Raw genomic sequence first — 13,077 nt, forward strand, 5'->3', positions numbered from 1 at the left:
GGTTATGAGCCCGACGAGCTACCAAACTGCTCCATCCCGCGTCCGATTGCGATTATTATATCGCTTTTTGCAACAAAGGTGCAAGCTAATGCCCTTTGTGAACTTGGTGCCGAGAGCGGGACTTGAACCCGCACGCCTATAAGGCACTACCCCCTCAAGATAGCGTGTCTACCAATTCCACCACCTCGGCTCAATTTTTACTGAGGGATCTCACTGTTATCAACAGGGATTTCGTCCTCTTTTGGCGTCGCTTGCTGTTGCGTAGCAGGCTCGCTTAAATCTTCAAAACCGCCTTTTGCTTCAGGTTTGTGTGCAGTGAGGTTACCCAGCACCAAACTTAACGCAAAGAATGCAATTGCAAAACCGGTTGTCATTCGGGTTAAAAAATTTCCAGAGCCGCCAGAGCCAAATACTGTATTTGATGCTCCAGCCCCGAACGAGGCTCCCATATCTGCGCCTTTACCTTGCTGAACCAGAACCAGGCCAATTACACCGATTGCGGCCAACAGATAAATCACAAGTAGAATTTCGTACATGGTTCCACCTATGCTCCAGGTTGTTGAGCCGGCAGTGTTACTTCTCAGCCAGCGCAGCCCCCTTTGTTGGGAGCGGGTGAATACTAGCGAAAGCGCGGTGACGAAACAAGAGGAAATTGCAAAAAACCTTGATTTCGACGCTGTTTGCGCAATCTATGACCACCCGCTCGACGGTTATCAACAATTCGCCTTCACAGCCTCTGCGATTTCAAGCGCATAAGCGTGAACCTTGTCGGTATCCGGTCCCTCAACCATCACTCGAATCAAAGGTTCCGTCCCGGATTTACGTAACAGTACACGCCCTTGCTCGCCCAGCTTTTGCTCGACATTGGCTTTCGCTGCCAGCACCGGCTCGCTTTGTAACGGGTCAACCGTGCCACTAAAACGGACGTTCTCTAATACCTGAGGCAACAAGGTCATCCCGTCACTCAACGCTTTTAGATCCATGCCCGTCGCGGCGATGCTCGCCAACACTTGTAGTGCAGCGACAATGCCATCGCCGGTCGTGACTTTATCCAGCACAATGACGTGACCCGAGTTTTCGGCACCGATCCGCCACCCTTTCTCTTGCAGCAGCTCCATCACATAACGGTCGCCCACTTTGGCGCGTGCAAACGGAATACCGAGAGACTGAAGTGCAAGCTCCATCCCCATGTTGGTCATCAAGGTACCAACCACGCCGCCTTTTAATTCACCACGACGAAGGCTCTCGCGGGCGATAATATATGCAATCTGGTCGCCGTCGACTTTATTGCCAAGGTGATCCACCATGATGACGCGGTCTCCATCCCCGTCAAAAGCAATGCCTAAATCGGCTTTTTGCTCGAGGACGTGTTTTTGTAACGCACGTACGTCCGTGGCTCCCACCTCATCGTTAATATTGGTGCCGTTAGGGGCACAGCCAATGGTGGTCACCTCCGCACCCAGCTCACGAAATACCGAAGGCGCAATGTGATAGGTGGCACCATGGGCGCAATCGAGCACAATTTTTAACCCACTCAGGCTCAACGCGCTGGGGAAGGTGCCTTTACAGAATTCGATGTAACGCCCGGCCGCGTCGTTAATGCGGCTGGCTTTACCTAACTCCGCCGACTCGACACAAGTCAATGTTTTTTCCAGCTCAGCTTCAATCGCTAACTCAACCTCATCAGCCAGTTTCGTGCCCTCGGAGGAGAAAAACTTAATCCCGTTATCGTAATGCGGGTTATGCGAGGCCGAAATCACAATCCCGGCTTCCGCGCGGAACGTTTGGGTTAAGTAAGCAATCGCAGGTGTCGGCATAGGGCCGGTAAAGGCCGCTTCCAATCCCGCCGCAGACAGCCCTGACTCGAGCGCCGACTCTAACATATAACCAGAAATACGCGTGTCTTTACCAATCAGTACCTTACGCGTGCCTTGTTGCGACAATACGCGACCTGCGGCCCAGCCAAGTTTTAGCATAAATTCCGGCGTAATGGGAAATTCGCCCACCTTGCCGCGCACACCATCGGTGCCAAAATACTTACGCTCTGTCATTATTTTTCTTCTCCTAATTCATTTTTTACGCACGCTGTCATGGCGACCACCTTGAGCGCATCAGCGGTTTCTTTCACATCATGGACGCGAATGATCTGTGCGCCTTTCGCCGCGGCTAAGGTGGCACAGGCAAGGCTACCGCCCAGAATATCCTGCGGCGTTTTATCTAAAATCTTATAAATCATTGACTTACGAGACATTCCTGCTAATACAGGTAATCCAAAGTCATGAAAAGCATCGAGGTCAGCAAGAAGCTGATAGTTATGCGCCAACGTCTTACCAAAACCAAAGCCAGGATCCAGAATGATATTCTGTCGATGGATCCCCGCCTCAGTGCAGGCGTCGATACGTGCCGCTAAAAACGTTTTCACCTCACCAACGACATCTTGGTAGTCAGGGGCCGCTTGCATTGTTCGTGGCTGTCCTTGCATGTGCATGATGCACACAGGCACTTGCAGATCCGCTGCCGCTTCCAACGCCCCAGGCGCTTGTAATGCGCGCACATCATTAATGAGATTGGCACCCGCATTGACTGCGGCACGCATGACGGCTGCTTTACTGGTATCAATTGAAATCCAACAATCAGATTGCTCACGAATCGCTTCAATGACGGGAACAACACGATTAATCTCGTCTTGCTCATCGACATCGGCCGCACCTGGGCGCGTCGACTCGCCACCAATATCGAGAATGGTGGCGCCGTCTGCGAGCATCTGCATCGCACGTTCGACCGCTTTATCACAATGCTGAAATTGGCCGCCATCGGAAAAGGAATCTGGCGTGACGTTTAAAACCCCCATGATGACGGGGCGGGTCAGAGAGAGTGTGAGGTTATTGTGTGTTATTTGCATGCGTTTTTCCGAGCACGATCAAAAAAACCCCGACGTATCGGGGTTTGTATTCATGGGTATTTACGCTTCAGACTGGTTTTCTGAATCAAGCGGTTTTTGCTTTTTGTCGTCAGATGATTCGTCAGACGCGCTCGCTTTCGAGGCATCCGGCTTGCTTGGAGTATCATCAGAGGATGACCCCCCATCGCCACCTTCCCAGCCAGCAGGCTCTCGTACATCACGGCGAGCCATCAAGTCATCGATCTGCGCCGCATCAATGGTTTCGTACTTCATCAACGCATCTTTCATCGCGTGCATGATATCTAGGTTTTCTTCCAAGATTTGCTTGGCGCGATCGTAGTTGCGATCGATGATGCCACGGATCTCCGCGTCAATAAGTCGAGCCGTTTCATCGGAGATGTGCTTGGTCTGTGCCATAGAGCGGCCTAGGAAGACTTCACCTTCTTCTTCTGCATAAAGCAGTGGACCCAGCTTCTCTGAGAAGCCCCATTGCGTCACCATCTTGCGGGCAATATCGGTCGCGCGCTCGATGTCGTTCGATGCCCCTGTCGAGACTTTTTCCTTGCCGTAGATCAGCTCTTCTGCCAAACGGCCGCCGTACAGGCTCGAAATCATCGAGTCGAGATGCTGGCGCGACATGCTGATCCTGTCTTGCTCAGGCAAGTACATGGTCACACCCAATGCACGCCCACGCGGGATAATGGAGACCTTGTAAACCGGGTCATGTTCTGGCACCAAGCGACCAACAATGGCGTGACCCGCTTCGTGATACGCCGTTGACTCTTTGGTTTCTTCCGACATCACCATTGAACGGCGCTCTGCACCCATCATGATTTTGTCTTTCGCCAGTTCAAACTCGACCATCGACACCACACGTTTATTACCACGCGCAGAGAACAATGCCGCTTCGTTAACCAGGTTAGCCAAGTCAGCCCCTGAGAAACCTGGTGTACCGCGCGCAATCAGTGAGGCATCGACATCATTACCCAGCGGCACTTTGCGCATGTGTACTTTGAGAATATGCTCACGGCCACGCACATCTGGCAAGCTCACCACCACTTGACGGTCAAAACGACCAGGACGCAATAGCGCAGGGTCCAATACGTCTGGACGGTTGGTCGCCGCAATGACGATAACGCCTTCGTTGCCCTCAAAGCCATCCATTTCGACCAACATCTGGTTCAAGGTTTGCTCACGCTCGTCGTGACCACCACCAAGCCCAGCGCCACGCTGACGACCGACGGCGTCGATTTCATCGATAAAGATGATACACGGCGAGGCTTTTTTTGCCTGTTCGAACATGTCACGGACACGTGATGCGCCCACACCCACGAACATTTCCACAAAGTCAGAGCCAGAAATGGTAAAGAACGGCACTTTCGCTTCACCAGCAATCGCTTTGGCGAGCAAGGTTTTACCGGTACCTGGAGGGCCGACCATCAATACGCCGGTTGGGATTTTACCGCCTAGTTTTTGGAAACGGCTTGGATCGCGCAGGTAATCCACCAGCTCTTTCACGTCTTCTTTCGCCTCATCGCAGCCTGCGACGTCAGTGAAGGTAGTCTTAACCTGCTCTTCACTCATCATTTTGGCTTTCGATTTACCAAACGACATGGCACCTTTGCCGCCACCGCCTTGCATCTGGCGCATGAAGAAAATCCACACCCCGATAAGCAGTAGCATTGGGAACCAAGAAATGAAGATTGATGCCAACATGCTTGGCTCTTCAGGTGGCGTCCCTTTCACGCGAACGTTTTTATTAAGCAAATCATCCAACAACTTTGGATCATTCATCACAGGCATAAAGGTGACATAGCGTGAGCCGTCACGTCGGGTGACACTCAGCTCACGATCGTCAAATTTTACTTCCTGTATTTGATCGTTGCCGATTTCGCGTACGAAAGAGGTATAGTCGACTTGACGACCGGCGCTGTCTCCTGGTCCAAAGCTTTGGAACACAGACATTAAGACAACGGCGATAACCAGCCACAGAATCAAGTTTTTTGCCATGTCACTCAAGGTGTTAGCCTCGCATAACTGAGATAGATAAATGTAAGGGTACTACAGTTTATAACCTGTAGCCACAATGTAGACTTCTCGCGACCTTGCACGGGATGAGTCGGGTTTTCGAATTTTGACCGCTGTAAACATTTTACGCACCTCGGCCAAATACTGATCAAAGCCTTCGCCCTGAAAAACTTTTACCACGAAGCTGCCTTTCGGTCCCAGCACTTCACGGCACATTTCTAATGCCAATTCGACCAAATACATCGCTTTGGGTTGATCGGCCGCCTGATTGCCGCTCATGTTTGGCGCCATGTCAGACATCACCACATCAACTTGGTTGGGTTGAATGCGCTCGAGCAAGGTATCGAGTACCGTTTGTTCGCGAAAGTCCCCTTGCAGAAAGCTAACACCTGGCATGGAATCCATCGGTAAGATATCGCAAGCAATCACTTGCCCGTCGTCACCGACTTGTGTCGCGGCATATTGTGACCAACCTCCGGGGGCAGCGCCCAGATCCACTACCGTCATTCCCGGTTTCAAGATGCGATCTTTGTGCTGAATCTCTTCTAGCTTAAAAATCGCCCGAGATCGATACCCTTTCTTCTGCGCTTCATGAACGTATTTGTCGTCGAAGTGTTCTTTCAACCAGCGTCCTGAGCTGGCAGAGTGTTTTTTATTCGCCATGTTGTTCCTACTACGCCCACCCATCGCACCACATTCATATAAAATTCAGACAATTGTGTGCGTTAGCTTATTCTCAAAGACAGACTTACTCTCACCCAGCAGACCAAGTGCTTGCCATCCGCCCACTTTCTAGTGTTTCAGTTTGTGGTGAGATGGCGTTAGAATGGCATGTTTTCAACCCCTAGCAAATAGAAATCGAGCCAACATGAAACTCAGCACCAAACAAAAACAGTATCTCAAAGGACTGGCTCACCCCCTTAAGCCTGTCGTCTTAATGGGCGCCAATGGTTTAACTGAAGCCGTGGTCGCTGAAATTGAGCTTGCACTTGACCACCACGAGTTGATTAAAGTGAAAGTCGCTTCAGAAGACCGTGAGACCAAAAACCTGATTGTCGACGCCATTCTTCGGGAAACCGGCGCCGAAAAAGTGCAGGTGATCGGTAAAACCTTGGTGATTTATCGCCAAAGCGAAGATCGCAAAATTGAATTACCACGCAAATAGTCACGTGCGTGATCAGTCTGTGCTATCGCATAACAAAAAGGCCGCATTGCGGCCTTTTTACTGTCTCAGCATCGGAGAAGGGTTACATTCAGTAACACTTTTCTATACGTAATCGACGCTATCGAGTTCGAACTCTTTGACGCCACCCGGGGTAGTGATGCTCACTTCTTCCCCTTCTTCTTTTCCAATCAGGCCACGGGCGATGGGAGAATTCACCGAAATTAAATTCGCTTTGATGTCGGCTTCATCATCACCCACGATCCGATAGGTCACTTCTTCGTCCGTGTTCACGTCAATCAAGGTGACCGTCGCGCCAAAAATCACTTTGCCATTATTCGGCATTTTAGTGACATCAATCACCTGTGCCACCGACAGCTTGTACTCGATGTCACGGATTTGCGCCTCACAAATACCCTGCTCTTCACGAGCCGCATGATATTCTGCATTTTCTTTTAAGTCACCGAGTTCACGCGCCTCTGCAATGGCGTTGGAGATCTCAGGGCGACGCTTGATCAACTTGTCCAGCTCTTCTCGTAGCAGCTGCTCACCGCGTACGGTCATTGGCACTTTATCCATAAATGACATTACCTCTTTCAATCCACAGCAAAGGGATTTTGGCAAAACAAAGCCACGCCCAAATAAAATATCTGGGCGCGGCGGAATTCAACGCTTTTTTTAGATTGTAAACAAGAATTCGCGCAAAATCATCTCTTATCCGGCGATAGCGTGAGCCATCCATCTGCGATCCACTTTGCGGCTATCCACTTTATCATCAGCTTAACGAGAGGGTTGTCCGCCCCGAACCGCTTGTCTTCAAGGCTAGACAGGGTAGGATGGCATGCATGCGCAAATAAAAAGGCTTTTATCATGCTTTCCGCTCTTTTTCGCCATCTCGCTCTGATGACGATTTTCCTGGTGCCGTTTGCGTCGGCCTCGGCGGCGTCGTTAACGCTGGCACAACTGACACCGTTGCTGCCTAAAGGCAGCCAAGTCGCGCTATGGGTGAGTGATGCGGAGCAAAATCACCCCCAGATCAGTGAGCAAGCCGATGCGCTGCTACCCCCAGCCAGTACACAAAAGCTTCTCACCGGACTCGCCGCCCGGCTTTATTTACCCAGCACCTTCCGTTTTTCCACCCGATTGGTGCAAAGCGGTGATGACATCGCCCTTATTTTTAATGGTGATCCGTTACTGACTCGAAAAGATATTCGTCAACTGCTGAGTCAATTACCGCGTCGCGGTCTCGATACCATTAACAATCTCTATCTGGATGGACACGCGTTTGCTGGTCGCACCCGTGCGCCTGGCTGGCCATGGGATATTTTAGCGGTCTGCTACAGTGCGCCTTCCACGGCAATCACCCTCAATCACAACTGCGTGCAAGGGGCGATTTATAGCCAGCCTGATAGCAGGTTGACACGCGTACATGTCCCTGACCATCAGCCCGTTTCAATAGAGAACCAAGCGCGAGCGGTAAGCGAGGACGAACAAGCTACCCGCCATTGCGGGCTCGATCTCACCGCGACAGCAAAAAACACCTATTATTTTTCCGGTTGCCTCCCGCATCGGGCGCGTCCGCTGCCACTCAACTTTGCCGTACAAACGCCATCGATTTACGTCAAAGCCATTGTGGCCGATGAGCTCGCGCGCCTGAATGTGCGCGTGAAAGGCGATATTCGCGTGGCGCGGGCACCCAGTCAGTCACGCGAGCTGGCTCGTCACCAGTCAGCCCCCCTTACCTCCCTGCTCACCACGATGCTGCGCGACTCTGACAACCTCATTGCCGATAATCTTCTCAAAGCCTTAGGGCGCCGCTACTTTCAGCAGCCAGGCTCCTATCGCAATGGCGTCGCGGCGGTGAAGGCGATATTACAGGAGGCTGGGATTGACCTATCACAGGCCGTGCTGGTCGATGGTTCAGGGCTGTCTCGTAATAACCGTCTCAGCGCCCGCCAACTGGCGCAGGTGATGCATTATATCACCACGCATCCGACACTGGGCATGACTCAAATGCTCCCCACTGCCGGCGTGGATGGTACCCTCAAGTATCGCCAGAGCATTCGTCATGCGCCCATAAAAGGACGTTTAAAGGCCAAAAGTGGCTCGCTGTATGGCAGCTTTAATTTGGCTGGGATGCTAGAAGATGATTCAGGAAAACAGCACATCGTAGTGCAACTTGTCAGTCATTATCATCCCGAGGAAGACGCGCAGCCGGAGAATGTTCCCTCGCCGATTACTCAGTTTGAGCGTGAGTTTTATATGGCGCTGATCCGCGGTCAGTTAGGGCCGCCACTGGCCCAATCTCACTGAATAAAAAAAGCCCGCCAAGATAGCGGGCTGATATGCGTTGACAGTCGTACCGTTATGATTTGGTCTGCACCCGTGCATGCAAAGATTGCACAGGGTTGACCTTGCTCATGTCCGCCGCTGTTAGCGCCATACACGTGGCGAAGGCGGCGTTCAGCGTAGTGGTGTAATTCACCTTGGCTGCGAGCGCGCCGCGACGCAAGACTTTTGAATCTTCAATCGCTTGGCGTCCTTCCGTGGTGTTGACAATGTAGCTGTACTCACCATTTTTGATACGATCAAGAATGTGTGGTCGCCCTTCATGCACCTTATTGACCAAACGCGGATTGATACCCGCCTCACCAAGGATCACCGCGGTGCCATGGGTCGCGTCGAGCTCAAAGCCAAGCTTGAGTAACTTCGCTGCTAAATCCACCACGCGCTGTTTGTCATTATTGCGCACCGATAACAAGGCCCGTCCGCCCTCGCTGTACGCTTTACCGCAGGCGAGGTCTGCTTTTGCAAAGGCTTCGGCAAAGGTATCCCCCACGCCCATCACCTCACCGGTCGAACGCATTTCAGGGCCCAGTAATGGATCAACCCCTGGGAATTTGTTGAACGGTAGCACCACCTCTTTCACCGAGTAATAAGGCGGGATCACCTCTTTGACAAACCCTTGCTCAGCCAGGGAGCGGCCTGCCATGACGCGCGCAGCGATTTTCGCCAGAGGAACACCCGTCGCTTTAGAGACAAATGGCACCGTTCGAGCAGCGCGCGGGTTGACCTCGATGAGATAGATTTCATCATCCTTCACCGCAAATTGCGTATTGACCAATCCATTTACGCCTAACTCCAACGCCAGCTTGCGCACCTGTTCACGCATGCGATCTTGGATATCGTCACTTAACGTATACGCGGGCAGCGAGCATGCAGAGTCACCAGAGTGCACGCCTGCTTGCTCGATGTGCTCCATGATGCCGCCAATCACTGCCGTTTCACCATCGCACACCGCATCAATGTCCACTTCCGTCGCATCATCCAAGAAATGGTCCAGCAGCACGGGAGATTCGTGCGAGACACTCACCGCCTCATTAAAGTAGCGGCGCAGGTCGGTCTCATCATAGACAATTTCCATCGCCCGTCCGCCCAATACGTAAGACGGACGCACCACCAACGGATAACCAATTTCTTTGGCTTTCTCCACCGCTTGCTCCAGTGCAGTGACTGTCGCGTTGGCAGGTTGTTTGAGGCCAAGGCGCTGTACGGCATCTTGGAAACGCTCACGGTCTTCGGCACGGTCAATCGCATCTGGGCTGGTACCGATAATCGGCACACCCGCCGCTTCTAAGTCACGGGCCAGTTTAAGAGGCGTTTGCCCACCGTACTGAACAATGACCCCTTCAGGCTTTTCAACGTTCACTATCGCCAGCACATCTTCTAGAGTGATGGGTTCAAAGTACAAACGGTCAGAGGTGTCATAGTCGGTAGAAACGGTTTCTGGGTTACAGTTAACCATGATGGTTTCAAAACCGTCTTCACGCAGGGCCAATGACGCGTGAACACAGCAGTAATCGAACTCGATCCCTTGCCCAATGCGGTTAGGGCCACCGCCAATAACCATGATTTTCTTCTTATCTGTCGGCTGTGACTCACACTCTTCATCGTAGGTGGAATACATATAGGCCGTATCCGACGAGAACTCAGCAGCACAGGTGTCGACACGCTTATAGACAGGGTGAATCTGAAATTTGTCCCGCAGCTTGCGCACTTCAATTTCTGATACGCCCAACAAGGCGGCCAAACGCGCATCGGAAAAGCCTTTACGCTTTAACTGACGCAATGCGGCTTTATTAAGCCCCGCAAAGCCCTGCTCACGCACTTGCTGCTCATGCTTGACGATGTCTTCGATTTGCACCAAGAACCAACGGTCGATATTGGTCAGGTTAAACACCCCATCAACCGACATCCCTGCGCGGAAAGCATCGGCAATGTACCAAATCCGCTCTGCGCCTGGCTCTTTGAGTTCATGACGGATTTCGGTCAATGCCGTATCGTCATCCAGGTTCACCATTTCGTCAAAGCCCGCCGCACCGACTTCTAGGCCGCGCAGTGCTTTTTGCAATGATTCTTGCTGGTTACGTCCAATCGCCATCACCTCACCCACTGACTTCATCTGGGTGGTTAAGCGATCGTTGGCACCGGCAAATTTTTCAAAGTTAAAGCGTGGGATCTTAGTGACCACATAATCAATGGTCGGCTCGAACGACGCGGGCGTGGCGCCACCGGTGATATCGTTCATCAACTCGTCAAGGGTAAAGCCCACCGCCAACTTGGCTGCCACTTTGGCAATTGGGAAGCCGGTCGCTTTTGACGCGAGCGCCGAAGAGCGTGACACGCGTGGGTTCATCTCGATGATCACCATACGGCCATTTTTGGGGTTAATACCAAATTGTACGTTCGAGCCGCCGGTCTCAACGCCAATTTCGCGCAGCACTGCCAAGGATGCGTTGCGCATTAATTGGTATTCTTTATCCGTCAGAGTTTGTGCCGGTGCCACCGTGATAGAGTCGCCCGTGTGGACCCCCATGGCGTCGAAATTTTCAATCGAGCAGACAATGATGCAGTTGTCGTTTTTATCCCGCACCACTTCCATTTCGTACTCTTTCCAGCCAATGAGGGACTCATCGATAAGCAGCTCATTGGTGGGAGATAAATCGAGACCGCGCTCGCAAATATCTTTAAACTCTTCTTGGTTGTAGGCGATGCCCCCGCCAGTGCCGCCCATGGTAAAGGAGGGGCGGATAATACAAGGAAAGCCCACTTCGTCGAGCACCTTGTGCGCCTCATCCATGCTGTGGGCGATACCCGCGCGTGGACACTCCAAACCAATGCTTTGCATCGCCTCATCGAAGCGATGACGGTCTTCGGCTTTATCAATCGCATCAGCAGTAGCACCAATCATTTCCACGCCAAATTCGGCCAACACGCCATGGCGTTCAAGATCCAGGGCGCAGTTCAAACCTGTCTGACCACCCATGGTTGGCAGTACGGCGTCAGGGCGTTCTTTTTCGATGATGTGTTTCACCACCTGCCACTGGATAGGTTCAATGTAAGTGGCATCAGCCATCTCTGGGTCGGTCATGATAGTGGCTGGGTTGGAGTTCACCAGAATGACGCGATACCCCTCTTCGCGCAGGGCTTTACACGCTTGCGCTCCGGAGTAGTCAAATTCGCAGGCTTGGCCAATGATGATAGGGCCTGCGCCCAGGATAAGAATGCTTTTTATGTCTGTGCGTTTTGGCATGCTCAACGACTCCAATTAGGCGCGATGTTGTTTGATAAGATCGATAAAATGATCAAAAAGTGGCGCGGCATCATGCGGCCCCGGACTTGCCTCGGGATGCCCTTGGAAGCTAAATGCGGGCTTATCAGTGCGATGAATACCTTGCAAACTTCCATCAAATAGAGACACATGGGTGGCTCTTAATGTGTCTGGCAGACTGTCTTTATCGGCGGCAAAGCCATGGTTCTGGCTGGTGATCATCACCACGCCACGGTCTAGGTCTTTCACCGGATGGTTAGCGCCGTGGTGGCCAAATTTCATTTTCACTGTCTTCGCGCCGCTCGCCAGCGCCAATATCTGATGGCCCAAGCAAATACCAAAGACAGGCACGCCTGCTTCTAAAAACGCTTGTGTAGCCTCAATCGCGTAATCACATGGCGCGGGATCGCCGGGGCCATTGGATAAGAAGACACCATCGGGGTTCATCGCCAACACCTCATCAGCCGGTGTCGTCGCCGGCACCACAGTCAAGCGACAGCCTCGGTCAACCAACATGCGCAAGATATTGCGTTTGGCTCCGAAGTCATAGGCGACCACGTGATACGGCAGCTCACCTTCTACGGCAGCCTCGGGCAAGCCTTGATGAAGCTGCCAAGAGCCTTGCGTCCAGCGGTAACTTTCTTTGGTGGTCACTTCTTTGGCGAGATCCATTCCCTTTAAGCCAGGAAAGTCCTGCGCTTTCGCCAGCGCCAATGCCTCATCTACACTATCGCCGGCCACAATACAGCCGTTCTGCGCGCCCTTTTCTCGCAACAAGCGCGTGAGTTTGCGCGTATCAATATCGGCAATGCCGAGAATGTTGTGATGTTTGAGGTAATCAGAAAGGGACTGTTGATTGCGGAAGTTGCTGGCTAACAGGGGGAGATCACGAATGACGAGGCCTTGGGCGTGGACTTGGCTAGATTCTTCGTCTTCGGTGTTGGTGCCGGTGTTGCCAATGTGGGGATAGGTGAGTGTCACGATCTGACGGGAATAAGAGGGGTCGGTGAGTATTTCTTGATACCCCGTCATCGAGGTATTGAAAACCACTTCTCCCACCGCGGTGCCATCAGCGCCGATCGGGGTACCGTGGAACACTGTCCCATCTTCTAGGACTAAGAGCGCAGACTTGCTCAAGACAACCTCCAGTTATATAGAAATGCACTTTTTACGACTAACGTTGCATTCACGTATTCCATCTAAGATCAAAACCCGCGTCAAGCTGAATTTTGACAAATTGCGCGCATTCTAGGGACGAGGCGGCTAGCTGTCAATCAAAGCACAGTATTTTTCTTTATTTTATTAGTCACTCACTAAAAAAGCGCCATCAAAGCACCATAAAAACAAACCTAAACCGCGATTTACGGACAAAAA

General features: G+C 52.0%; 10 protein-coding genes and 1 tRNA gene. 2 read left to right on the plus strand and 9 right to left on the minus strand.

Annotated features, from left to right (window positions below; translation table 11 throughout):
* Positions 1-104: 104 nt before the first annotated feature.
* From C7A19_RS05550 to rlmE, 6 genes are all read right to left on the minus strand, one after another.
* Positions 105-190, minus strand: a tRNA-Leu gene (locus tag C7A19_RS05550).
* Between the two features lie 7 nt (positions 191-197).
* Positions 198-536, minus strand: coding sequence for a preprotein translocase subunit SecG (gene secG / locus C7A19_RS05555; RefSeq protein WP_069362133.1), 339 nt, complete (start codon positions 534-536; stop codon positions 198-200).
* A gap of 177 nt (positions 537-713) precedes the next feature.
* The gene (gene glmM, locus C7A19_RS05560; protein WP_077458691.1) at positions 714-2,051 is read right to left on the minus strand and encodes a phosphoglucosamine mutase; all 1,338 of its coding nucleotides are present in this window, start codon (positions 2,049-2,051) and stop codon (positions 714-716) included.
* Positions 2,051-2,902 (minus strand): dihydropteroate synthase, encoded by an 852-nt coding sequence (gene folP / locus C7A19_RS05565; RefSeq protein WP_155522546.1) that lies wholly within the window; start codon positions 2,900-2,902, stop codon positions 2,051-2,053. Before folP ends, glmM begins: the two co-directional genes overlap by 1 nt.
* Positions 2,903-2,962: 60 nt before the next feature.
* Entirely contained in the window at positions 2,963-4,912 is a 1,950-nt protein-coding gene (ftsH, locus tag C7A19_RS05570; protein WP_069362131.1) for an ATP-dependent zinc metalloprotease FtsH, read from the minus strand.
* 51 nt (positions 4,913-4,963) lie between these two features.
* Positions 4,964-5,593: a 23S rRNA (uridine(2552)-2'-O)-methyltransferase RlmE gene (gene rlmE, locus C7A19_RS05575; protein ID WP_116644412.1), complete on the minus strand. Its 630-nt coding sequence runs from the start codon at positions 5,591-5,593 to the stop codon at positions 4,964-4,966.
* 205 nt (positions 5,594-5,798) lie between these two features.
* Here rlmE and yhbY point away from each other — a divergent pair, with 205 nt between their 5' ends.
* Positions 5,799-6,095, plus strand: coding sequence for a ribosome assembly RNA-binding protein YhbY (gene yhbY / locus C7A19_RS05580; protein WP_069362129.1), 297 nt, complete (start codon positions 5,799-5,801; stop codon positions 6,093-6,095).
* A gap of 102 nt (positions 6,096-6,197) precedes the next feature.
* Here the strand turns inward: yhbY and greA are convergent, their stop codons facing one another.
* A complete protein-coding gene (gene greA / locus C7A19_RS05585) occupies positions 6,198-6,671 on the minus strand; it encodes a transcription elongation factor GreA (protein WP_069362161.1) in 474 nt (157 codons plus the stop codon).
* 291 nt (positions 6,672-6,962) lie between these two features.
* Between greA and dacB the strand changes: the two genes are divergently transcribed.
* Positions 6,963-8,405 (plus strand): D-alanyl-D-alanine carboxypeptidase/D-alanyl-D-alanine-endopeptidase, encoded by a 1,443-nt coding sequence (dacB, locus tag C7A19_RS05590; protein ID WP_116644413.1) that lies wholly within the window; start codon positions 6,963-6,965, stop codon positions 8,403-8,405.
* A 52-nt stretch (positions 8,406-8,457) separates the two neighbouring features.
* On the opposite strand, the gene carB is transcribed toward dacB, so the two are convergent.
* Positions 8,458-11,685, minus strand: a complete 3,228-nt coding sequence (gene carB / locus C7A19_RS05595) for a carbamoyl-phosphate synthase large subunit (RefSeq protein WP_077522884.1) — start codon at positions 11,683-11,685, stop codon at positions 8,458-8,460.
* Positions 11,686-11,700: 15 nt separating this feature from the next.
* On the minus strand, positions 11,701-12,840 hold the full coding sequence (gene carA / locus C7A19_RS05600; protein WP_069362127.1) for a glutamine-hydrolyzing carbamoyl-phosphate synthase small subunit: 1,140 nt from the start codon (positions 12,838-12,840) through the stop codon (positions 11,701-11,703).
* Positions 12,841-13,077 lie beyond the last annotated feature (237 nt).

The organism is Salinivibrio sp. HTSP (genome assembly GCF_003390965.1).
Classification (GTDB): Bacteria; Pseudomonadota; Gammaproteobacteria; order Enterobacterales; family Vibrionaceae; genus Salinivibrio; species Salinivibrio kushneri.

Bases quoted from the DNA above. Each gene is read 5' to 3' on its own strand.
- secG (WP_069362133.1), bottom strand. From the start codon at position 536: ATGTACGAAATTCTACTTGTGATTTATCTGTTGGCCGCAATCGGTGTA.
- glmM (WP_077458691.1), bottom strand. From the start codon at position 2,051: ATGACAGAGCGTAAGTATTTTGGCACCGATGGTGTGCGCGGCAAGGTG.
- folP (WP_155522546.1), bottom strand. From the start codon at position 2,902: ATGCAAATAACACACAATAACCTCACACTCTCTCTGACCCGCCCCGTC.
- ftsH (WP_069362131.1), bottom strand. From the start codon at position 4,912: ATGGCAAAAAACTTGATTCTGTGGCTGGTTATCGCCGTTGTCTTAATG.
- rlmE (WP_116644412.1), bottom strand. From the start codon at position 5,593: ATGGCGAATAAAAAACACTCTGCCAGCTCAGGACGCTGGTTGAAAGAA.
- yhbY (WP_069362129.1), top strand. From the start codon at position 5,799: ATGAAACTCAGCACCAAACAAAAACAGTATCTCAAAGGACTGGCTCAC.
- greA (WP_069362161.1), bottom strand. From the start codon at position 6,671: ATGGATAAAGTGCCAATGACCGTACGCGGTGAGCAGCTGCTACGAGAA.
- dacB (WP_116644413.1), top strand. From the start codon at position 6,963: ATGCTTTCCGCTCTTTTTCGCCATCTCGCTCTGATGACGATTTTCCTG.
- carB (WP_077522884.1), bottom strand. From the start codon at position 11,685: ATGCCAAAACGCACAGACATAAAAAGCATTCTTATCCTGGGCGCAGGC.